Here is a 22,485-nt window from a genome sequence, read left to right on the forward strand (position 1 = left end):
TTCACGGCACGCCGTTCCGAGACGCGCCGCTTCAGGACACGACGGCGATGCCGCGGGTGCCGTCCTCGGTCACGTAGCTGATGGCCGCGCTCGAGCCGACGGCGCTGAGCTGGGCGTCGTGGCACCAGTTCGCCGGGACGCCGGCCTCGTCGCCGAGTTCGATCTCGCTCGACACGCCCTCGTCGACCTGGTACAGCCGGCAGTCCGGCCGGGTCGGGTCGAGCGAGAGGTCCGCGGCGAGCAGTGCCCGGTTGTCCGGCAGCACCGTGCCCCAGCCGCGCGCCACCTCGGGGTCGAGCGGCGTGTAGCCCAGGCGCACCTCGGCCTGGTAGAGCCGCCGGCCCGAATCGGCGTCGTAGGCCATCACGCCGAGCCAGGAGCCTTCGCGGTCCTTCGCGGTGTAGCACTCGATGACCTGTACGGTCCGTCGCTCGCTCCGCGGCGCGTCGGCCTTCGCCTCGCCCCCGGCGGTCACCCCGGACGCGGACGTGCCCGTGGGCTGCGACAGGTGCAGGGTCCCGCCGCACGCCGAGGAGTTCGTGGAGCCGAAGGTGTGGCCGCGCGTGCGCCAGCGCCGGTCGCCGTCGTCGATGTCGTACGAGATGAGCCGGTGCTCGAAGCGGCGGGCCGAGAACGGGCCGTCGCTGACGCGGTGCTCGACGCGGCTGTCGATGAGGAGGGTGTCGCCGGAGACGAGGAAGGACTCGGGGAGGATCTCGGCGCTCTTGTCGACCTCCTGCTCCCAGGCGGGGGCTCCGTCGTCGAGGTCGAAGGCGAGGATGTAGTCGCGGGCGACGGTCCGGTCGGGGGCGGGCACGCAGTCGGCGAGGAGCACCACCCGGTGGCCGGCGACCTGGGCGGCGGCGCCTTCGCAGCCGGGCGGCAGCTCGGCGTCCCACTTCAGGCCGCCGCCGAAGTCGTAGACGTGGAAGACCTCGCTGCCGTCCTCGGCGAAGAGGAGGCGGTCGTCGGCGAGGGCGAGGAGGGTCCCGGGGGAGCCGTCGAAGTCGGCGGTGGCGACCTCGTCCCCGTCGCGGGTGCGCAGGACGCGGGTCTGGAAGTCGTTCCGGTTGTCGGCGCGGGGGCCGGTGAGGGCGACGAGGTCCTGGGCGTGGGAGAGGACCGGCTGCTGGGAGGCGAGCCAGTTCCAGCGGCGGTGGTACCAGATGGCCGCGCCGCTGGCGGGGTCGAGCATGGTGACGGCCTGCGGGGTCGGGTCGGTGGGGTGGTCGGTGCGCAGGAGCCCGAAGGGCGTGTCGGTGAAGCGCTCGACGCCGGCGAGGGCGGCGAGGCCGTCGAGGCCGGCCTCGACGGTGGCGGCGTCGCCGACGTGGACGTCCTGGTTCGCGAGTTCCGCCCAGTGCTGCATGGCGGGTGCGAGGGCGGCGGCGAGGAGGACGACGACGGTGACGGCGAAGACGCCGACCTTGCGGCGCATGGCCTTCGGGGGCCTGGTGCGCCCGCCCGCGTAGCCTTCGACGACGAACTCGGAGAGGGCGAGGAGCCCGCCGCCGAGGACGCCGAAGCCGTACGCGAGGGCCGCGATCCCGTCCCGGTGGGTGATGAACTGGCCGGGGCCGACCTCGGGCATCGAGGTGAACACGGCCCAGCCGCAGGCGGCGGCGTACACGGCGGCGAAGAGCGCGGCGATGATGACGCGCAGACCGGGGCGGGCGGCGGCGATGGCGATGACCGCGGCGGCGATGAGCACGGAGGCGACCGTGCCGATGATCATGTAGATCCCGGAGGAGCCCGAACTGGCGCCGTTCCCGAACACCGCCCATGCCAGGAGCACCGCCCAGCAGGCGATCGCGGTGATCCCGGCGGCGCGGAGGAAGACGCGGGCGAGCGGGCGCCCGGACTCGGTCGCGGGTTGGGGGGCCGCGTAGGCGCGATGGCGCCCGGCACCGGAGGCGTTGTGGGACATGCCCTCTTTTTACCGGTCACCGGCGGCGCGATCCGGGCTTTCGCCCAGATCGCGAGCCGGTTTATCGGCCGCCGAGGGGCGCGGCCGCGACGGCGGTGTAGTTGGGCTGGGCTCCGACCGGGCCCTTGCCGAAGTCGGACTTGTAGAGGACGAGTTCGCCGGCGGTCCAGCTCGGGCCGTAGTAGCGGCGCAGGGTGAGCAGGTCCTGGGCGGCCTGCTGGTTGGTGACGCGGTCGCCGGGGCGGGCGAGGGTCACGTGCGGCCGGTACTGCTTCTGGTCGACGGGGAGGTTCCCGGCGAGGAGTCCGGCGCGGATGCTGTGGACGAGGTCGACGAGGGCGGCGACGTCGCCGTCGAGTCCTGCGTAGACGACCGAGTAGCGGCCGCGGCCGAAGCGCCCGCCGCCGGAGACGCACAGCCGCATCGGCGCGGCCTCGCGCGCGGCGGCGGCGATGACCTCGGCGGTCTCGGCGCTGCGCGATACGGGGACGTCGCCGAGGAAGGCGAGCGTGAGGTGCCAGTTCTCGGACCGGACGAGGCGGCCGGAGGCGGGCCTGCGGCCGGCGGCGCCGGGGCGGCTCGGAGCGCCGCGGCGCGCGATGTTGAGGTCGGAGACGACTTCGGCGAGATCGGCGACGGCGTTGTCGGGAAGCGGGAGCGCGACGAACAGTCGCTCGGTCCGTACCTGGGTTGCGGCCTGTACGGTCGCGGTGGCGGAGGCACTCACTGGATTCCCTCCAGGGGCTCTACTCGGGATCGGTGACCCGCGCCTGCGGCGAATGGTGTGTCGACGCGGCGTGGTCGAGGGCTGTCACGATGTGCCTATCCTCGCAGGATCCTCTGACGTTCATTCAGTGAAATCCCATTGGACGGGACAGTAATTTCGTGGAAGTAACGTTCGAGTTCACTCGTGGGACGGTAGAGCCGCAGGAGGTTCGGGGCGTTTGCGGAGAAGTCGGGCAACCTGCGGGAACGCGGAATTCAGCGCAGTTCAACCTTTGGTATTCACCGTTTGAACGACCGGGTGCGGGCCTTTGTGGAATCGACCCCAGCGTAGGGCACGCCCGCTAGGGCATGGCCTTGCCGGCGAGGGCCCCCGCGCGGCGGCGGATCTGGGAGCGTTTGGCGAGCGCGACCATCGCCGGGGCGGCGATCGCGACGATCCCGCCGAGCCACAGGCCGGAGCGGGCGCCGAACTCCTCCATGACCCAGCCGACCACCGGCGCGAACACGGCGGTCGAGCCGAGGAACACGAGCATGTACAGGCTCAGGACGCGGCCGCGGTAGTCGGCGCGCACGCCCATCTGGACCCGCTGGTTCGCGGCCTGCGCGTAGTAGACCATCGCGAAGCCGGTGGGCGCGAGGAGCGCCATCGCCGTCCACAGGGTCGGAGCGAAGCCGACCACCAGGGTGCCGACGCCGAGCAGCGCCGAGGACAGGAGCATCGTGTTCAGCGTCGGCCGCCCCGAGCGCCGGCCCGAGGCGAGCGAACCGGCGAGCGCGCCGACCGCGAGGGCGGTCAGGAGCAGGCCGTACGAGTCGGCGCCGGTCTCGAACTCGGTGCGGGCGAGCATCGAGAGCGTCAGCGCGAAGTTGAACGTGAAGCCCGAGACCAGGAGCGAGACGACGAGAACGGCGATGATGTCGGGCCGGGCGGCGGTGTAGCGCAGGGCTTCGCGGATGCCGCCGGCGTCCTCGCGGCGGCGCACCGGGTTGGAGAGGCTGCGGCGCAGCAGGACCATGCAGGCGGCTGCCGGGCCGAGGGCCAGGACGGCGCACGTGATGATGACGGTCCCGGTCGAGGTCACGGCGATGAGGACCCCGGCGAGGGCGGGGCCGGCGATGCGGCTGGTGTTGAAGATGGCGCTGCCGAGGCCGACGGCGTTCGGGAGCGCCTCGAGCTCGACGATCTCGGAGTAGAACGCTTGGCGCGCAGGGCCTTCGACGACGGAGACGGTGCCGAAGGCGGCCATGCCGACGTACACCATCCACAGTTCGATGTGGCCGGTGAGCACGACGGCGCCGAGGCACGCGGTGACCGCCGCCGAGGCGAGCGAGCACAGCAGGAGGACCCGGCGCTTGTCGAAGCTGTCGGCGATCTTGCCGCCGTGGAGTCCGAAGAGGAGGTAGGGGCCGAACTGGAGCGCGAGGGTCCAGCCGAGGGCGGTGCCGGAGTTCCCGGAGAGCTCGAGGACCAGCCAGGAGACGGCGGTGGTCTGGAGCCAGAACGCGAGGGTGCCCAGGAGCTGCCCTGCGGCGTACACCCGGAAGGCGGGGTAGGCGAGGGCTCTGAACGTGTGGCGCAGCTGGCCGAGGAGGACCGGAGACATCGCATTCGATGATATTTACTTACCGGTCGGCAAGCCAGGGATTATGACCGAGTTCTCTCGGCGACCCGGAGCACACCGCTCCCGGCCGGAATCTGAACGCGGGTCCGAATCTCGGTCCGGGCCAAGCCTTGAGCCCCAAACGCGGAGTCCGAGTCCGAGTCCGAGTCCGAGTCCGAGTCCGAGTCCGAGTCCGAGTCCGAGTCCGAGTCCGAGTCCGAGTCCGATTTTCACCAGCTGTCGTACCCCAGTGGCAGGGTTGTCTCAGGGGCCCAGCGCTCCGATTGCCATGATGCTGCCCGAAAACGGCACTGCACCCGCACCCGCACCCGCACCCGCACCCGCACCCGCACCCGCACCCGCACCCGACGGCATCATCGCGCGAGCGCGTCCGAAGAAAGCTGAACCTCCCGACAACACTGCGGCGGGGCGGACCCGAAGGCCCGCCCCGCCGCGAAAGCATCGATCCGGATTCCCCGGCCGTCGCACCCGCCGGATACGGTCAGGAGTGGGGCGACCACAGAGGACGAATCCGGTATTCCGGATTCGTCCGAAGCGGGAGGAGGCTAGTCCTTGCCGGCGCTGCCGAACAGCACGTCGTCCCAGCCCGGAAGCTGGTTGCGCGGCTTCGACCCGGCCGCCGCCAGCGGCAGCTCGTTCAGGTCCTCGGACGTCGGCCGCTTGTTCGGGCGCAGCACCGCGAGCGAGGGGACCTCGGGGGTCTCCCGCTGCTCCGGCGCGGTCGTGCCTGGCAGGCCGAGCTGCGAGGTCCGCTTCCCGCGCCCCTGCATGTCGTCGAGCGGGCGCTCGAGGACCTCGCGGAGGCGGTCGCGGCGCAGCGGGTCCGGACGCGAGTCGTCCTCGTGGTCGCGGAGGCCGTGCATCGGGTCGCGCGAGGGCCGCACCGGGTCGCCCGGACGGATCCCGAGGTCGCTCGGCGCGTCGTTGTGGCCCGGAACCTGCTGCGGCAGCGGCGTCGAGAGGAACTGCGCCATCTCGTCGTCCGGCGTCACGGTCTGGCGGGCCCGGTCGAGCTTCCAGCGCGCGCGGGCGGTCGTCTTCCCGGAGGACCACGACGCCTGCACGAGCCAGGAGCCGTCCTCGGTGCGCCACGCGTCCCACGAGACGGCCTCGGGGTCGACCCCGTGCGTCCCGAGCTTCACGTCGACCACATTGGACATGCGCTCGCCGCGTTCGGAGGTCGCCAGCCGCGAGCGGCGGGCGGCCTGGGCGAGCATGGCGCGCTCCTGGAGGACCGGGCCGGCGTAGCGGAGTACCCGGTCGACGGCGACCTGCGCGGAGGCGGCGATGTCCTCGGCGCTCTCGCCGGCGCGGATGCGGGTCTGGATGTCGCGCGGGGACAGGTTGACGGCGGCCGGGCGCTGCGGCACGGGCCGGCTCGCGGCCGCGGGCTTGGACGCCGGGGCGTCGGTCTTGGCGCGGAGGGCGCTGCCGCCTTCGGGGACGTCGACCACGGCGGCGACCCGCTCGTCGAGCGGGAGCGCCAGCAGACGGCCGAGTTCGTCGGCGAGCACGAGCGCATGACCGTCCTCAGAGAGGGCTACGAACCGTACCGGCCTCATGCCTTCCACCCCTCGTGTCTTCCGTCAGCGCCGCATTGCCAGCTCATCCGAGCGTACGCCCAACCCTACCGGCGGACCACAACCGGCGGGGTGCCGATAACCGATCCCGGTGGCGCGACGGGATTCGGCTCCCCGCAGTGGCCCGTCGGCGACGGAGCGAACCCGACTCGCGTCGGCATGACCGATTGTCGCGGGGACTGTCGCAGCGTACATTGGCAGCGTGTCCACCGACGGAACTTCCCAGCCCCCGGCCGCGTCCGGCTCGTCGGCGAACCCCCGCGCCGCCTACCACCGGGTCAAGAAGACGCCCGAGCTGCCGGCGCCCGAGGCGGTGAAGCTGCGGATGACGCCCATCGCCGCCGCCGGGACTCTCCTGTGGACGATCGCCCTGGTGCTCACCCAGGTCTTCCGCGACGAACTCGCCGATTCGGGGCGCGAATGGTGGGTGTCGTGCGCCCTCACCGGCGTCATCGTCGGCCTCCTCGGCACCGCCGCGATGGTGATCGCCGACCGGCGGCATTTCAGGCGACCGGCGCGGGGCCGGAGCTAGTACGAGCGCAGCCCGCCGTTGTCCTCTGGGTGAGGAGCCCCGGTTTCAACGGTCGCCGACGGGTGCGACAGTTCCGGGCCCACGGCCCCTCGCTGTCACCCGAACGGGGACTAGAGGATTTCGGAGCCCTCGTCGTCGTAGATGACCTCGGACTTCTCGACGCCCTGCGGCGTCGTGTCCACGAACTCGTGGATCTGGGAGTGCGCGCCGCAGCCGTGGTCGGCGGAGACGACGCGGGCGTCCTCGGAGGAGTAGAGGTTCGCGCAGGCGCCGAAGGCGAGGCGCATCGAGCCGGCGAGCGGGAGGAAGAACCCGCAGGTGCCGCAGCGCGCGGACGCGGGCGCGGCCTCGGAGATCGGGGCGTTCGGGCCCCGGTCGCCGTCGTACCAGCGCTGCGCGGTCTCGGCGCGGCCCTCGCGGTTCATGACCCGTTCGCGGCCCAGGCCGAGCTCGAACGCGATGTCCTCGACGGCGTCGTCGTCCGAGAGCTGGTACGCGGGCATGAGCCGGTCGTCGTCGTCCTCGGTGGGGAGCACCTCGCCGGTGCCGACCTCGCCGCCCTGGAGGCGTTCGGCCCACGGCACCCACGCGGGGGGCCGGAGCGCGTCGGGGCCGGGCAGGAGCGCGGTCTCGGAGACGGTGGCGGCGCGGGCGCGCGGGGCGCGGGTGAGCACGACGGCCCAGCGCCAGCCGCGGTAGCCCGCGAGGGTGCACTCGAAGTAGTGGGTGACGACGCGCTCGGATTCGGCCTCGACGTCCAGGTGCTCGCCGATCCCCTCGCCGGCCTCTTCGGCGGCCTCGCGGGCAAGGTCGACGGCATCGGCGAGGGCCCGGTCCAGGCGCGGTTTGCGGGTCCGGGACTTGGCGGAGGCGGTGGAGCTGTCAGGCACGTCTTCAAGCATAGGTCAGCTCGTGCCGGGCTCCGGCGGTCGGTGCGCCCGGTGGGGCGCGGGATGCGCCACATTCCGGCCGGGAGGGCCCGGAAATGTCGGACCCATGGGCGACTTTTGAAACCGGGGCTCCTCACCCAGAGGTCAACGGCGTGCTGTCGCCGGCGGCTCGCCGCTCACTCGCGTTCACTGCCGCGGCAGCAGGGCACGCGAGGCCGGTACCGTTGCTTTCATGCGAATACTCGTCGTGTGCGCGGTCGCGGAGGAAGCCCAGGCCGTCGAGGCCGGGCGATCCCTCCGCCACGAGCTGGACATCCTCGTCTGCGGCGTCGGCCCCGCCGCCGCCGCTGCCGCCACCGCGCGGACCATCGCGGAGAACAGCCACATGGGCCGCGCCTACGACGTCGTCGTCAACGCCGGCATCTGCGGCGCGTTCCAGGGCCGCGCGAAGATCGGCGACGTGCTCATCGCCACCGACTCCGTCCACGCCGAACTCGGGGTGGCGCTGCCGTGGCGGTTCCAGCCGATCGACGAGATCGGCTTCGGCACCAACCGGATCGGATGCAACACCGTGCTCACCGTCGCGGTCGAGGGCGTGCGCGGCGAGATCCTCACCCTCGCGTCGATCACCGGCTCCGACGGGCAGGCCGCGAACCTCGCGCACCGGTACCCGGACGCGGTCGGCGAGGCGATGGAGGGCTTCGGCGTGGCCACGGCCGCCCAGCAGGCGGGCCTGCCGTTCGCCGAGATCCGCACGGTCTCGAACTTCGTCGGCGACCGCGACGTCGAGCAGTGGGACTGGGGCTCGGCCCTGAAGTCCCTCACCTCCGCCATCAGGGAGCTGTAGGCATGGCCGCACTCGGAATCCCGTTCGACGCCGACGACGCCGCGCCCGGCGCCGCGGAGGGCGCGCTGCACCTGGCGCACTCGCCGTGCCCCAACGACACCTTCATCTACCACGCCTGGACGTCGGGCCTCATCGACGGCGCCCCGGCGACGCGGCTGACGTTCGCCGACATCGACGTCACCAACAGCGCTTGCGCGCGAGGCGAGTTCGACGTCGCGAAGATCTCCTACGCGGCCCTGCCGCATCTCGGCCCCGAATGGCGGCTGCTGCCGGCGGGCGGCGCGCTCGGGCGCGGATGCGGGCCGCTGGTCCTCACCGGGCCCGGCGGCCTCGCGGGCCTGGAGGGGCGGAAGGTCGCGGTCCCCTCGGACCGCAGCACCGCGTTCCTCCTGTTCAACCTGTGGCTGCGCGACCTCGGCTCACCCGACGTCGCGGTCGAGGTCGTGCCGTTCGACCAGATCATGCCCGCGGTGCGCGACGGCCGCTTCGACGCCGGGCTGGTCATCCACGAGGCCCGGTTCACGTACGGCGAGTACGGCCTCGAGAGCATGGTCGACCTCGGCGAGTGGTGGGAGGGCAGCACCGGCGCCCCGATCCCGCTCGGCGCGATCGTCGCCAAGTCCCATCTCGACACCGACGCGATCACCGCCGCGATCCGCGCCTCGCTCGACTACGCGTGGGCGAACCCCGAGGCCAGCCGCGCGTACGTCGCCGAGCACGCCCAGGAGATGTCGGACGACGTGTGCCGCAAGCACATCGAGCTGTACGTCAACGAGTTCTCCCGCGACCTCGGCGAGGAGGGCCGATCCGCGGTCGAGCGGCTCCTGGGCGGCGGCGCCGAACTCGGGCTCCTTCCCGAGCTCCGCATCCCGATTCCTTAGCGGCCGAGCGCCGGTCGCGGTCCGTGGCGGGGCGCTCACCCCGACGGTCCGGATCGCCCGGTTCATGCCACGCTAGGCTTGACGGACTCAGCAGTAGCCGGCAAAGAGAGAGAAGTTCGAGGTTCAGCGGTGCCCAGTGGTCGAGTGAAATGGTTCGACGCCGAGAAGGGATTCGGATTCGTCTCCCGCGACGACGGCGGCAAGGACGTCTTCGTGCACCGCGACGCGCTCCCCGAAGGCGTGGAGGAACTCGCCAAGGGAACGAAGGTCGAGTACAGCATCATCGACACGCGCCGCGGCGTCCAGGCGATGGGCCTGCACGTGCTCGCCGCTCCGCAGACCGGCGCCGCCGCGGCCCCCGAGGCGGCGAAGCGCTCGCCCGAGGAGCTCAACAGCCTCCTCCAGGACCTCATCGGCGTGCTCGAGCAGCAGGTCATGCCGCCGCTGGCGCGCGGACGCCGCCCCGACCGCAAGACCGGGGCGAAGATCGCCGAACTCCTCCGCGCAGTCGCCACCGACCTCGAATGACCCTCGCGTCAGGCGATTCGTCGGACCCGTGGGGCAGGGTTGTTGAACCGGGGGCCCATCGGTAGGGACATTTCCGTTATGTCCGTTGAAAACGATGCGACTCTCGCGGCGGGATAAGCTCTGTGAGGTGACCTCTCAGGCGACTCCCCACACGACCCCCGCCCCGGCCGATCAGGCCGCCGGCGGCGCGGTCGACGCACTGCTCGAACGGCTCGCCTCGCTGCCCTCGCTCATGGTGGCGTTCTCCGGCGGCGCCGACTCGGCGTTCCTGCTCGCCGCCGCCGTCCGCGCGCTCGGGCCGGAGCGGGTCGAGGCCGCCACCGCGGTCTCGCCGTCCCTGCCGCAGGCCGAACTCGAACGCGCCCGCGCGTTCGCCGAGGGCCTCGGGGTGGTCCACCACGCGCCGGCCACGGACGAGCTGTCCCGGGAGGGCTACCGCGCCAACGCGGGCGACCGCTGCTTCTTCTGCAAGACCGAGCTGATGAGTGTCGTCGGCCCGCTCGCCGCGTCACGCGGCGTCGCCGCGGTGGCGACCGGTACCAACGCGGACGACCTCGCGGCCGGGTTCCGTCCGGGCATCCGCGCGGCCGCGGGAGCCGGGGCGATCACGCCGCTCGCGGACGCCGGGCTCACCAAGGCCGAGATCCGCACCGCCTCGAAGGCATGGGGACTGTCCACTTGGGACAAGCCGGCGGCGGCCTGCCTGGCCAGCCGCATCGCGTACGGGGTGGAGGTGACCGCGGACGGGCTCCGGCGGGTCGCCGACGCCGAGCAGGCGCTGCGGGAGGCGCTCGCCGCCGCCGCGATCCCGGTGCGGAACCTCCGGGTGCGGGACATGGGCGGCGGCACCGCGAAAGTGGAGGTGGACGCGGAACTGGTGGCCGAGGTCGCGGCGCGGCCCTCGCTGCTCGCGGCCGTGGTCGGCTTCGCGGAGGTGCGGCTCGACGAGCAGGGCTTCCGGTCGGGCGCGATGAACGAGCTGCTGCCGAATCCCGAGCGATATCGCTGATCGGTTGATATTTCGGGATATTCCCGAAATGTTCCGAGTGATGGGCCCCCGGTTCAAGAACCGTGCCATACGGGTGTGACAGGTGGATCCACTGGGGCACAAGGTGATTGATGCTCGGGTCGGGTGGCGCGGGGTGGTGGAAGAGTGCCCGGTGAGGCCGGCGGCGATCGTCAGTGGAGGATGAGTCCGATAGCCCCACCGGGTTCCATAACCCCTCGGGAACCCCTCATTCCCCGAGGTCTTCACCGTGGGACATGAGACTGAGCGCGCCCTGAACCGAACCTGGCAATTCCCTGATACAGGGGTGTTCGGTCTATAACGGACGGTGTGCGTGCTTGGGACACGAGACCGCCGCAACCATCCCCAATCGACATCGAAGCATCGGATCGGTGCGGCGCGCGGCGCGCCGAGCGGTCGGTCGACGCCGGGCCACGGCATCGGTTCATGCCGTCCGCGGCACGGCCGAGCAGTCCCGACCGAGCCGCGTGCCGCGGCCCTCGGGCAGGTCCGGGGTGGAGCCCGCAGGGTGCGGCGTCCCATTCGGCGCCGGGCCGCGGGGTTCGCGATCTCACCCCACCTCGCTGATCCGGTCCGGGGCGAGCCGCGTCGGCGTGTAGAAATTGTCGGGTGGAGTTCTCCGGGTGCGTCAGCGTGTACGAACCGGGCTGCTCGACCGGTTGCGGCGGACCCATGGCCGCCTCGTGCGACCCGGGCGGGCCGTGCAACGCCTGCGCCGCGGCCTGCGGGGGCGCGACCGACCCCGGGCCGTTCCATTCGTTCGCTCTGGGGCTCTTGGGGTTCGGGCGGCTCACGCCCGAGCGGCTCGAGCGGGCGCGGCTGCGGCGCCGCGAAGGGCCGCGGCGGTTCGGGCTCCGGGCGATCGCGTGCTACCGGCGGCACCTGTCCCCGCGCGTCCAGGTCCAGTGCCGGTTCGTGCCGAGCTGCTCGGGCTACGGGTACCGCGCGGTGTCGCGGTACGGGCTGCTCACCGGCGGGCGGCTCGCGCTCGCGCGGATCCTGCGGTGCCGGCCGGGCGTGACCCGAGGCACCCGTGATCCGGTTCCCGGCCGCTGAGGCGCCCGTTAAGATCCAGGTCATGAGTGACTCGAACCTGGTGGGCCGCGAGAGCGACAGCGCGCCCGCCCAGAAGGACGCCAACCTCCGCTCCCGCCCGGTCAAGCCCGGACACCTGGACGTCGGGGAGTTCACCTCCAGCGTGATCGGCGCGTCGTCGCCGTTCGGGACCTCCGCGTTCCCCGTGCCGGCCGCGACGATCCACTACGAGTACACCGGCCCGGTCCCGGCCCGGCACCTCGAGGACGAGCGCCACTAGTCCCCGAACGCTTCGAAGCCCTCCGCAGCCGCGGGGGGCTTCTTGCTTGCCCGCGTCCGACTCGGCGTCTCCGCCTCTCCGTGCCCTCCGCGCCTCTTCGCGTCTTCGCGCCTTCGCGCCTTCGCGCCTTCGCGCCTTCGCGCCTTCGCGCCTTCGCGCCTTCGCAACGGATTATCAGAATGTTGTAAGGAAATTTCAGAGGTGGTATGTTCTTGCGCACACGGGGTGCGTCGCCCGTCACGCCGACGACCCCGACCCCCGATCGACCCCCGGAGGAAGAAGCGCAATGCCGCGTACCGCCCGAACCGCGGCGGGAGTGCTGGGCGCCGCCCTGGCCCTCACCGCCTGCACCAGCCCCGGCGACCCGCCCGATGACGGCTCCTGGACCGACGAACCGGCCGACTCGCAGCTCGCCGCCCTCGCCCAAGCCCCCGCCGACGACGCCGAGCAGTTCTACTTCGTCATGACCGACCGGTTCGCCGACGGCGACCCGTCCAACAACACCGGCGGACTCGACGGCGACGCGACCGCCACCGGCTACGACCCGACGAAGCGCATGTTCTACCAGGGCGGCGACCTCGCCGGGGTCGAGCAGCGGCTCGACTACATCGAGGGCCTCGGCACCACCGCGATCTGGCTGACCCCCGTCGTCGTCAACCAGCCCGTGCAGGTCTCCGACACCTGGACCGGCGCCGGCTACCACGGCTACTGGGGCACCGACTTCACCGCCGTCGACCCGCACCTGGGCGACGACGCCCAGCTCCAGAGCCTCATCGACGCCGCGCACGACCGGGGCATCGAGATCTACCTCGACGTCGTCGTCAACCACACCGCCGACGTGATCGAGCCCGCCGAGGACGCGAACGCCTATGTGCCGAAAGAGGACTCCCCCTACACCGATGCCGAGGGACGGCCGTTCGACGACGCGAACTACGCGGCCGCCGACGAGTTCCCCGACGTCACCGCCGAGGGCTCGCCGTACACGCCCGTCCTCGAAGCGGGCGAGGAGGACCTGAAGTCCCCCGACTGGCTCGACGACCCGGCGATGTACCACAACCGCGGCGACTCGACCTACACCGGCGAGTCCTCCACGTACGGCGACTTCTCCGGCCTCGACGACCTGTGGACCGAGCGGCCCGAGGTCGTGGACGGCTGGATCGACGTCTACGCCGACTGGATCGCCGAGTCCGGTGTGGACGGCTTCCGCCTCGACACCGCGAAGCACGTGAACCTCGAGTTCTGGCCGCAGTTCATGGACGGGATCCGCGACGCGGCCGAGGCCGAGGGCATCGACTTCTTCGCGTTCGGCGAGGTGTACTCCGGGGACCCGACCTACACCAGCACCTATGTGCGCCAAGGCGAGCTGGACGCGGTGCTCGACTTCGGGTTCCACGGCGCCGCCACCGGGTTCGCGACCGGCGGCGCCGGGCCCGAGGGCCTGGCGACGCTCTACGGATCGGATCCGCTGTTCACCGCCGCCGGCACCGACGCGCTGTCGATGCCGACCTTCGTGTCGAACCACGACATCGGCCGCGTGGGCAGGACCATCGTCGAGACGACCGACGAGTCGACCTGGACGCAGCGCGCGATCCTCGCCCAGCAGCTCATGTTCCTCACCCGCGGCCAGCCGGTCGTCTACTACGGCGACGAGCAGGGCTTCACCGGCTCCGGCGGCGACGACTACTCGCGCCAGACGATGTTCGCCTCCGAAGTGGACGAATACCTGGACGACGAGCTCATCGGCACCGAGGCCACCCACGCCGACGACCACTACGACACCGGCCACCCGGTCTACCAGGCCATCGCCGAACTCGGGCGGCTCCGCAAGGACCACCCGGCCCTCGCGAACGGCACCCAGGTCACCCGCGCCGCCGAGGACGGCGTCTTCGCGTTCTCGCGCATCGAGGACGGCGACGGCGTCGAATACCTCGTCGCCGTCTCGAACTCGACCGAGTCGCAGACCGTCGCGGTCGAGACCTACTCCGACACGTTCAGCCCGGTCTACGGCGACGGCGCGATCGACGCCGCCGACGGGACCGCGACGATCACCGTCCCGCCGCTGTCGGCCGTGGTCTTCCGCGCCGACGAGCCCGTCCCATCCGGCGACGCCCCGGGCGTCACGCTCACGGTCGCAGCGGAGTCCGCGACCACCGCGCACGTCGAGGCCGACGTGGCCGGCGACCCGCTCGCCCGCGTCGCCTTCGCCGCCTCCGTCGACGGCGGCGACTGGACCTACATCGGGACCTCACCCGGCCCCGACCACCGCATCGCCTACGACCTCGCAGGGCTGCAAGGGAACCAGACCGTCGAGTTCAAGGCCGTCGCGGTCGACCGCTCCGGGCGCAGCGCCTCGGCGAAGGCCGCCACCGCGGTCGCCACCCCCGCCCAGGCCGGCGGCTCGCCCACCTGGGCCAACATCCACTACAACGGCGACCCCGAGCAGTGGGGCCTGTACGTGTGGGGCGACGTCGCCGAGGAGTCGAGCACCGTCTGGCCCGACTCGAACCCGTTCAGCGGCACCGACTCCTACGGGTCCTTCGCGCCGATCAGGCTCGCCGAGGACGCCAACGAGGTCGGGTTCCTCGTCATCGACGAGGACGGGAACAAGGACCACCCCGCCGACCGGTCCTTCGACCCCGGCGCGACCCCCGAGATCTGGCTCGATGCCGGCACCGGCGACATCGCCCACTCGCTCGCCGAGGCCAACGGGTACGTCACCGTCCACGCCCCGGACGACGGCACCCCGTGGGGCCTCCACCTGTGGGGCGACGCCCTCGCCCCCGGCGCCGAGACCGCCTGGGACGCACCGCGACCGCCCGACGGCACCGACGAATGGGGCCGGTACTGGCAGGTGCCCGTCGACGACGTCGACGCGCAGATGGGCCTCATCGTCCACGCCGGCGACGCCAAGCTCCACGACGCCGACATCCTGCTCGCCCCCTCGCAGCTCGGCGAGACCTGGGTGACCGACGCCGGCGCCCACGCCTCGCAGGCGGCCGCCGACGGCAAGGCCGTCATCCACTACCAGCGCCCCGAAGGCGATCACGACGGCTGGACCCTCCACACCTGGGAGGGCGCGGCCGACCCGACCGACTGGAACGCCGGACTCCAGCCCGTGCGCACCGACTCCTTCGGCGCCGTCTACGAAGTCGACCTCGCCGACGGCGCGGAGGCGCTCTCGTACATCCTCCACAAGGGAGAACAGAAGGACCTCCCGACCGATCAGCGGCTCGTGTTCGCCGAGTACGGCCACGAAGTGTGGATCACCGCCGCCACGGAGGGCTACGTGCGCCCCGCCGGGGCCTCCACCGGCCGCGGCCCGGACCTCGACCTGGCGCAGGAGCAGGCGGTCTGGCTCGACGCCGACACGATCGCGCTGAAGACCGAGACCACCGACGGGAAGGTCTTCGAGCTGCTCGCCAGCGCCGACGGCTCCATCGCGGTCGAGGACGGCGCGCTCACCGGCTCGTTCGAGACCATCGGCCTCACGCCCGCGGGCGGGCTCACCGAGGCGCAGCGGCGGGCGTGGCCGCAGTACTGGGACTACCGGGCGTTCACGGTGGACGCGGGCGGCGACGCGATCCGGGAGGCGCTGCGCGGGCAGCTCGTCGCGGTCGAACGCGACCACACCGGCCTGGCCTGGTACGCGACGGGCGTGCAGACCGCGGGGGCCGTCGACGACGTGTACGCGGCGGCGCTCGACGCCGACCTGGGCGTGACGTGGAAGGGGAAGAAGCCGCACCTGTCGCTGTGGGCGCCGACGGCGCGGTCGGTGAGCCTGGAGCTGTACGACTCGCCGGACGACACTTCCCCTGAGCTGCACGAGATGTCGTTCTCGGAGCGGACGGGCGTGTGGACCGTGAAGGGCGCCAAGGGCTGGGACCGCAAGTTCTACCGGTTCGCGGTCGAGGTGTGGCATCCGGCGTCGCAGGCGGTCGAGTCGTATTCGGTGACGGACCCGTACTCGCTGTCACTGGCGGCGGACTCGACGCACAGCCAGATCGTGAACCTGGACGACGCGGACCTGAAGCCGGACGGCTGGGACGGCGAGGACGCGCCCGCCGCGGTCGCTCCGGCCGAGGCGCAGGTGTGGGAGGTCCACGTGCGGGACTTCTCGATCGCCGACGCGTCGGTCGGCGAGGAGCTGCGCGGCACGTACGCGGCGTTCACGCAGGAGGACTCGGTGTCGGTGCGGCACTTGGCGGCGCTCGCCGAGGCCGGGTTGACGCACGTGCACCTGCTGCCGACCTTCGACATCGCGTCAATCCCCGAGACCGGCCAGTCCGTCGTGGACTGCGACCTGGACCTGATGGCGGCGAACTCGACCGGGCAGCAGGCGTGCGTCGGGGCGGTCCGCGCCGGCGACGCCTACAACTGGGGCTACGACCCGCTGCACTTCAACGCGCCGGAGGGCTCGTACGCGACCGACGCCGACGGGGCGCAGCGCATCCTGGAGTACCGGCAGATGGTCGCCGCGCTGCACGGGATGGGGCTGCGGGTGGTGAACGACGTCGTCTACAACCACACGGCCGCGTCGGGGACCGCCGGGAAGTCGGTGCTGGACCGGATCGTGCCCGGCTACTACCACCGGCTCGACCCGAACGGCGAGGTGTACACGTCGACGTGCTGCGCGAACACCGCGACGGAGCGGCCGATGTTCGACAAGTTCATCGTCGAGTCGACCGTGCTGTGGCAGGACGCCTACCACGTGGACGGGTTCCGGTTCGACCTCATGGGGCACCACCCGAAGTCGAACCTCCTCGCGGTGCAGGCGGCCCTGGACGAGGACCTCCTCCTGTACGGCGAGGGCTGGGACTTCGGCGAGGTCGCCGGGGACGCCCTGTTCGAGCAGGCGACGCAGGCGAACATGGCCGGCACCGGGATCGGGACGTTCAACGACCGGATGCGCGACGCGGTGCGCGGCGGCGGCCCGTTCGACGCCGACCCCACCGTGCAGGGCTTCGGTTCGGGCCTGTGGACGGCCGACAACGACGGCGAGGCCACGGACGCGGAGCTGGCGGCGCTCATGCACGCCCAGGACCTGACGAAGCTGGGCCTGGTCGGGAACCTCGCGGACTACTCGTTCACGGCTTCGGACGGGACGGAGGCGACCGGCGCCGGGCTCGACTACAACGGGGCGCCCGCCGGGTACACCGCCGACCCCGGCGAGGCGGTGAACTACGTGGACGCCCACGACAACGAGATCCTGTTCGACGCCCTGGCGTACAAGCTGGGCCCGGACACCTCCGGGGCGGACCGGGCGCGGATGCAGGTCCTGAGCCTCGCGACCGCGGTGCTCAGCCAGGGCACCGGGTTCACCACGGCCGGCTCGGAGCTGCTGCGGTCGAAGTCCCTCGACCGGGACTCGTACGACTCCGGGGACTGGTTCAACGCGATCCGCTGGGACTGCGAGGGGACCGACGGGTTCGGGTCCTCGTCGAACGGGTTCGGGTCGGGGCTGCCGCCCGCGTGGACCACGGAGGCGAAGTGGCCGTACGCCGAGGCCGCGCTCGACGCGGTCGAGGCGCCGTCGTGCGGGGACATCGCGCTCGCGGGCGACCGCCACCTGGAGCTGCTGGAGATCGCGTCGTCGACGTGCGCGTTCAGCCTCGGCTCGGGCGAGGCGGTGGCCGAACGGGTCTCGTTCCCGCTGTCGGGGACCGCCGCGGAGGCGCCGGGCGTGATCACCATGCGGATCGACCTGGCCGGCCTGGACGACGCGTTCACGTCGGTCACGGTCGTGTTCAACGCCTCCCCGGAGGCGGTGGACCAGACGGTGCCGGAGGCGGCCGGTTCGGGCGCGGGGCTCCACCCGGTCCTGGAGGACTCGGCGGACCCGGCGTTCCAGGACGCGGCCTTCGACGACGCGACCGGGACGTTCACCGTGCCGGGCCGGACGGTGGCCGTGTTCGTCAGCTAACGATTCCGATATTGACAGGTCGGTGATACTGGGGATGAGTTTGGATCCCTGAAACCGGGGCGGGTGCGAACCCGTCCCGGTTTACCGTTCGGCCCGCGCAGCGCTTCCTAAGCCGTGCTTTCTAAGGAAACGGACAGCGACAGCGGCGGCGGGGTCCGGATACGATCGGTCCATGACGTACCCCCCGCAAGAGCCCGGCGCGGTGCCTCCGGGTGCACCGGACCCCTACGGCCAGTCCCAGCCCGCCGCGCAGCCGCCCGCGGGAGGCTACGCGCCCGGCCAGGTGGGGCCGTCCTACCCCACCGCGCCGCCCACGACGCAGCTCCCGGCCGGCTCGTACCAGCCGGACCCGAACGCGCAGTACTACCCGCAGCCCGGGTACGACCCCAACCAGCCGTACGGCCCGTACCAGCAGTACGGGCCGCCGCCGGTGCAGGCGACCACGAAGGGCGGCGGCGGCACCGCGCTGCTCGTCATCGGCGTGGTGCTGCTGATGGCGCTCGGCGCGATCGGCGGGTACTTCTGGCTGGGCGGCGACGACCGCGACGAGGGCGAGCTGTCGGGCGCCCAGGACGACGCGGCGACGTCGCAGGAGGCCGAGCCCGACGGGGGCGAGTCCGGCGAGGAGGCCCCCGAGGAGGAGGCGCCCGCGCCGTCCGGGACCGGCCTGGTGGTCCAGTCGATCGGCTCGGTCACGCCGATCCCGGCGGCCGGCGACTGGCAGCCGTACTTCGGGCCGGGCGAGAGCGCCGAGCCGATGACCGACTCCGAGGCCTACGCGTTCCACCACACCGAGGAGTGGATCTCGTTCTTCGGCGTGGGCCTGTTCTCCAACGCGGTCGCCCATCACGACCCGACCGACCTGCGGGTGAGCGCCTCGACCGCCGCCGAGGTGTGGCTGTCGGGCGCGTTCGGATCCGTCGAGGGATACGAGATGGGCGAGATCACCTACACCGACGTGGAGGTCGACGGGAAGGCGGGCGTGCTCGCCGAGTGGCGCAACTCCTGGACCTCGACCGCCTCGAGCACCGACACGTTCGAGGACACCGCGATCCTCGTGGTCGACGTCGACGGCGTCAACGGGTTCCTGGGCATCGCCAGCATCGCCCAGTCCGGCACCGACTCCTACCAGGGCGCGGTCGACGCGCTCCTGGCGACCGATTTCGACGCCGAGACCGCCTAGGGCCAGTCCGGTGTGAGGGTCCCGCCTTCGGGCGGGGCCCTTCGCCGTCCCCGGCGGCCGTCTCAGGGGCGGCGGTGCCGGCCCGGGCCCTCCTTCAGCGCCCGTTCGGCGACCAGGCGGTCGATCAGGACGATCAGGTCCGCCGCCGAGTGCAGGACGGCCGGGGTCAGCGCCGGGTCGGCCGCCTCCTCCGGAGTGAACCGGTGCGCGCGCAGCCGGCCGCCGGACTTCACCACGACCAGCGGCGGGAGGCTCACCACCGCGTCGGTGCAGCCGTGCAGCGAGTCGATCAGGCGGGCGACCGAGTCGACCTGCACATGATCGAACTCGGCCGGTCCGGGGTGCGGCCGGTCGGGGGTGCGGCCGTTCGGCGCCACCCGGGCCTCGACCGCCTCCGCGAGCGCGGCGAGCCCCTCGGGCCCGATCCCGTCCAGCGGAACGATCGTGAAGGCGTGCTTCCACTCGTGCGGTTCGCCGGGTGCCGGCGTGCTCATCGGACGGCCTCATCGTTCGAGGGCTCCGCTTCCCGGACCCGGTACCCGAACGCGTGCAGCGCCTCCCGGACCGCGGCCTCCACGCGTTCGTGCGCGGCGCCCGGGGCGACGACGATGAGCCCGTCCTCCGCGGCGGCGTCCTCGACGGGGCCGGCGAGGCGCGCGCGGACGCGGGCGAGTTCGAAGACGCAGCCGAACTCGCTGTAGACCGCTTCGGCCGCCCGCCAGTCGTTCCGGGCCGCGGCGGCGGCGCCCGCCGCCATGCGGGCGTCGCCGGTCAGTTCGCGGGCGAACGCGGCGGTGGGCAGGTTGCCGCCCGCGACCAGGATCCGCTCGGCCTCGGCGTAGTGGGCGAGGGCCGCGTCGTGGCGGCCCTGGAGGTGGTCGATGAATCCGAGCCCGAGCCGCGCGTTGCCGATGGCGAGCGGGTTGTCGGAGTCGCGGACGGCGTCCGCGAGGTCGTCGAAGCAGCGGCGGGCCTCCGCGAACTCGCCGAGGGCGGCGCTGTGCCAGCCGATCCCGGCGAGGGCGCGGTAGGACCAGAACCGCTCGCCGGACCGGCGGAAGTGCTCGAGGGCGTTGCGGCAGTGGGCGAGCGCGGGCGCGTCCTCGCCGCTCTTGGCGGCGAGGGCGGCGCGGCCGTATTCGGTGAAGCCCTTCGCCCACGGCTGCCCGGAGGCGTCGGCGAGGCGGTCGGCCTCCTCGAGGCGGCGCTCGGCGCCCTCCTTGTCGCCGGCGAGGATCGCGGCCGCCCCGATGTAGCCGTGGGCGACGACCTGGCCGAGCAGGTCGCCGGTGCGTTCGGCGGCGGCGAGCGCGGCGGTCTGGGCGGCGTGCAGGTCGGCGCTGAGTGCGCGCATGACCATGTACTCGGCGAGGCTCCATGCGAGCCGCCAGGCGGCGGCGTCCGCGACGGCCCCGGGACGCACCACGAGGTCGAACAGGACCGGGTACTCGGTCTCGAACCATGCGAGGGCGGCGTGCGCGTCGGCGAGGGGCTCGGGGTGGACGCCGTCGCCGGGCCCGCCCGGGTCGATCCCCTCGCCGTTGAGGGTGAGCAGGCGGTCGGCGGCGCGGGCCGAGTGGATGTAGTAGGCGACCACCCGGTCGGCGGCCGCGGTTCGGCGCTCGGGCGCGACCTCCTCGGTCAGCCGCTCCTTCGCGTAGGCGCGCAGCAGGTCGTGCATGGCGTAGCGGCCTTCGCGGGGCTGCTCGGCCAGGTGGACCTCGGCGAGTTCGCCGAGGGCCGCCTCCGCCTCGGCGACGCTCCCGCCCATGAGGCTCGCCATCGCCGCGGGCGTGACCTCGGGGCCCGGGTGGAGCCCGAACAGGCGGAACGCCTGCGCCGCACGGGTGCCGAGCACCTGGTAGGAGCACGCGAACACCGAGCGCGGGTCGGAGGCCAGGTCGGCCGCGGCGAGGACCTTGAACACGTTCGTGGTCTGCTCGAGCCGGTCGGCGAGCGAGGCGAGGGAGAAGTCCGGGTGCCGGGCGGCCCAGGCCCCGAGGAGGGTGAGCGCGAGCGGGAGGCGCCCGCAGGCGGCGACGATCCGCCGGACCGGTTCCTCTTCGGCCATGGCCCGGGTGCGGCCGATGCGGCGCACCAGGAGCGCCCACGCGTCGGCTTCGGACATGAGGTTGAGGGCGACGACGTCGGCGCCGTCGCCCGCGTCGAGACCGGAGAGCCGGTCGCGGCTGGTGACGAGCGTGAAGCTGCCGGGGGCGACGGGCAGGAGCGGCCGCACCTGCGCGGCGTCGCGGGCGTTGTCGAGCACGACGAGGATCCGGCGGCGCGCGATCACGGTGCGGTACAGGCTGACGCGCTGGTCCAGGCCGGCCGGGAGGTGCTGCACGGGGACGCCGAGCGCGACGAGCGCCTCGGCGAGCACGGCGGCGGGGTCGGCGCCGTCGCTGAGCGGGTCGAAGCCGCGGAGGTTGAAGTAGAGCTGCCCGTCGGGGAAGCGGTGGGCGACGCGGTGGGCCCAGCGGACGGCGAGCGCGGTCTTGCCGACGCCGCCCATGCCCGTGACGACGGCGAGGCCGGCCTCGTCCTCGGAGGCCTCGAGCGCGTCGTCGAGGAGGCGGATCTCGGTCTCGCGGCCGGTGAACCGGGTGATGGCGCGCGGGAGGGTGGCGGGGGCGAGCCACGGGACCCTGACCGGCGCGGGCGGTTCGACGGGGCGTTCCAGGACCGCGGCGGGCCGGTCGCGGAGGATCGCGGTGTGGAGGGCGACGAGCTCCTGGTCGGGGTCGGCGCCGAGCGCGTCGGCGAGCCGGTCCTTGAGGGCCGCATATGCTTCGAGCGCTTCGGCGGTCCGTCCGGAGGCGTGGAGGGCGCGCATGAGGAGCGCGGTGAGGCGCTGGCGGGTGCCGTAGGCGGCGGCGACCTGCCGCAGCTCGTCGACGACCTCGCTGTGGCGGCCGAGTTCGAGGTCGAGGTCGAGGCGGCGTTCGAGGAGGGCGAGGCGGTGCTCGTCGTATCGGCGGCGGATCGATTCGACGGCGGCGCCGGCCTGGTCGGCGAGTGCCGGGCCGCGCCATTCGGCGAGGGCCGCGCGCATGGCGGCGGCGGCCTCCTCGATGCGTCCTTCGAGGCGCAGGGACCGGGCGCGGTCCTCGTTCTGCTTGCAGCGCAGCAGGTCCAGTTCGCCGGGTGCGATGCGGAGCCGGTAGGCGCGGCCGACGGTCTCGATCCGCTCCCGGGCGGCCCCGAGTTTGGTGCGGAGGACGCCGACGGCGTTCTGGATCTGGGTGTCGGGGTCCTTCGGCAGGTCGATGCCGTAGACGGCGCGGATGAGGCTGTCGAGGGGGACCACGCTGTTCGCGTCGTCGAGGAGGATCGCGAGGATCGTCGCGGTCTTCCCGCGGGGGACGGCGACCTCGGCGCCGTCGATGCGGACCTCAAGGGGGCCGAGGAGGCGCACGTCGAGGGTTGGCATGGCTCCGCTTTCGCTCGGGGGAACGTCCAGTGTCCCATAGGGGTCGGACCGCCGCCTGCCGCGAATCGGCGCGG

General features: G+C 72.7%; 16 protein-coding genes. 9 read left to right on the forward strand and 7 right to left on the reverse strand.

The genetic code is table 11. The features are described from left to right. Window positions 1-31: 31 nt before the first annotated feature. The 4 genes from GFD30_RS09055 to sepH all read right to left on the reverse strand — a co-directional run bounded on the left by GFD30_RS09055 (window position 32) and on the right by sepH (window position 5,837). The gene (locus GFD30_RS09055) at window positions 32-1,927 is read right to left on the reverse strand and encodes an outer membrane protein assembly factor BamB family protein (RefSeq protein ID WP_153024864.1); all 1,896 of its coding nucleotides are present in this window, start codon (window positions 1,925-1,927) and stop codon (window positions 32-34) included. 61 nt (window positions 1,928-1,988) lie between these two features. Beyond that, window positions 1,989-2,654, reverse strand: coding sequence for an RNA 2',3'-cyclic phosphodiesterase (gene thpR, locus GFD30_RS09060; RefSeq protein WP_153024865.1), 666 nt, complete (start codon window positions 2,652-2,654; stop codon window positions 1,989-1,991). Between the two features lie 340 nt (window positions 2,655-2,994). Beyond that, complete coding sequence (locus GFD30_RS09065) at window positions 2,995-4,257, reverse strand: MFS transporter (protein WP_153024866.1); 1,263 nt, start codon at window positions 4,255-4,257, stop codon at window positions 2,995-2,997. 563 nt (window positions 4,258-4,820) lie between these two features. Further along, window positions 4,821-5,837: a septation protein SepH gene (sepH, locus tag GFD30_RS09075; protein ID WP_153024867.1), complete on the reverse strand. Its 1,017-nt coding sequence runs from the start codon at window positions 5,835-5,837 to the stop codon at window positions 4,821-4,823. Between the two features lie 220 nt (window positions 5,838-6,057). On the opposite strand from sepH, the gene GFD30_RS09080 reads away from it, so the two are divergent. Continuing rightward, on the forward strand, window positions 6,058-6,387 hold the full coding sequence (locus tag GFD30_RS09080) for a DUF2530 domain-containing protein (protein ID WP_153024868.1): 330 nt from the start codon (window positions 6,058-6,060) through the stop codon (window positions 6,385-6,387). A gap of 110 nt (window positions 6,388-6,497) precedes the next feature. Here GFD30_RS09080 and GFD30_RS09085 read toward each other — a convergent pair whose 3' ends face one another. Beyond that, a complete protein-coding gene (locus GFD30_RS09085; protein ID WP_322633092.1) occupies window positions 6,498-7,277 on the reverse strand; it encodes a DUF3027 domain-containing protein in 780 nt (259 codons plus the stop codon). Between the two features lie 232 nt (window positions 7,278-7,509). Between GFD30_RS09085 and mqnB the strand changes: the two genes are divergently transcribed. The 8 genes from mqnB to GFD30_RS09125 all read left to right on the forward strand — a co-directional run bounded on the left by mqnB (window position 7,510) and on the right by GFD30_RS09125 (window position 18,978). Then, the gene (gene mqnB / locus GFD30_RS09090; protein ID WP_153024870.1) at window positions 7,510-8,124 is read left to right on the forward strand and encodes a futalosine hydrolase; all 615 of its coding nucleotides are present in this window, start codon (window positions 7,510-7,512) and stop codon (window positions 8,122-8,124) included. A gap of 65 nt (window positions 8,125-8,189) precedes the next feature. Continuing rightward, complete coding sequence (locus tag GFD30_RS09095) at window positions 8,190-9,005, forward strand: 1,4-dihydroxy-6-naphthoate synthase (protein WP_153024936.1); 816 nt, start codon at window positions 8,190-8,192, stop codon at window positions 9,003-9,005. Window positions 9,006-9,134: 129 nt separating this feature from the next. After that, window positions 9,135-9,533: a cold-shock protein gene (locus GFD30_RS28235; RefSeq protein WP_407648999.1), complete on the forward strand. Its 399-nt coding sequence runs from the start codon at window positions 9,135-9,137 to the stop codon at window positions 9,531-9,533. Window positions 9,534-9,660: 127 nt separating this feature from the next. Further along, the gene (gene larE, locus GFD30_RS09105) at window positions 9,661-10,542 is read left to right on the forward strand and encodes an ATP-dependent sacrificial sulfur transferase LarE (RefSeq protein WP_322633093.1); all 882 of its coding nucleotides are present in this window, start codon (window positions 9,661-9,663) and stop codon (window positions 10,540-10,542) included. Window positions 10,543-11,169: 627 nt separating this feature from the next. Continuing rightward, window positions 11,170-11,616: a membrane protein insertion efficiency factor YidD gene (yidD, locus tag GFD30_RS09110; RefSeq protein ID WP_322633094.1), complete on the forward strand. Its 447-nt coding sequence runs from the start codon at window positions 11,170-11,172 to the stop codon at window positions 11,614-11,616. A gap of 22 nt (window positions 11,617-11,638) precedes the next feature. Next, window positions 11,639-11,875, forward strand: a complete 237-nt coding sequence (locus tag GFD30_RS09115) for a hypothetical protein (RefSeq protein ID WP_153024873.1) — start codon at window positions 11,639-11,641, stop codon at window positions 11,873-11,875. Window positions 11,876-12,161: 286 nt separating this feature from the next. After that, window positions 12,162-17,795: a pullulanase-type alpha-1,6-glucosidase gene (gene pulA / locus GFD30_RS09120; RefSeq protein ID WP_153024874.1), complete on the forward strand. Its 5,634-nt coding sequence runs from the start codon at window positions 12,162-12,164 to the stop codon at window positions 17,793-17,795. Window positions 17,796-17,967: 172 nt separating this feature from the next. Next, a complete protein-coding gene (locus GFD30_RS09125; protein ID WP_153024875.1) occupies window positions 17,968-18,978 on the forward strand; it encodes a hypothetical protein in 1,011 nt (336 codons plus the stop codon). 62 nt (window positions 18,979-19,040) lie between these two features. On the opposite strand, the gene GFD30_RS09130 is transcribed toward GFD30_RS09125, so the two are convergent. Together GFD30_RS09130 and GFD30_RS09135 are read right to left on the reverse strand one after the other, a co-directional pair. Continuing rightward, a complete protein-coding gene (locus tag GFD30_RS09130) occupies window positions 19,041-19,472 on the reverse strand; it encodes a hypothetical protein (RefSeq protein ID WP_153024876.1) in 432 nt (143 codons plus the stop codon). Next, window positions 19,469-22,411, reverse strand: a complete 2,943-nt coding sequence (locus GFD30_RS09135; protein WP_194201901.1) for an AfsR/SARP family transcriptional regulator — start codon at window positions 22,409-22,411, stop codon at window positions 19,469-19,471. Before GFD30_RS09135 ends, GFD30_RS09130 begins: the two co-directional genes overlap by 4 nt. Between the last annotated feature and the right edge of the window lie 74 nt (window positions 22,412-22,485).

It is taken from the genome of Glycomyces albidus, assembly GCF_009451885.1.
In the GTDB taxonomy this organism is placed as follows: domain Bacteria; phylum Actinomycetota; class Actinomycetes; order Mycobacteriales; family Micromonosporaceae; genus Glycomyces; species Glycomyces albidus.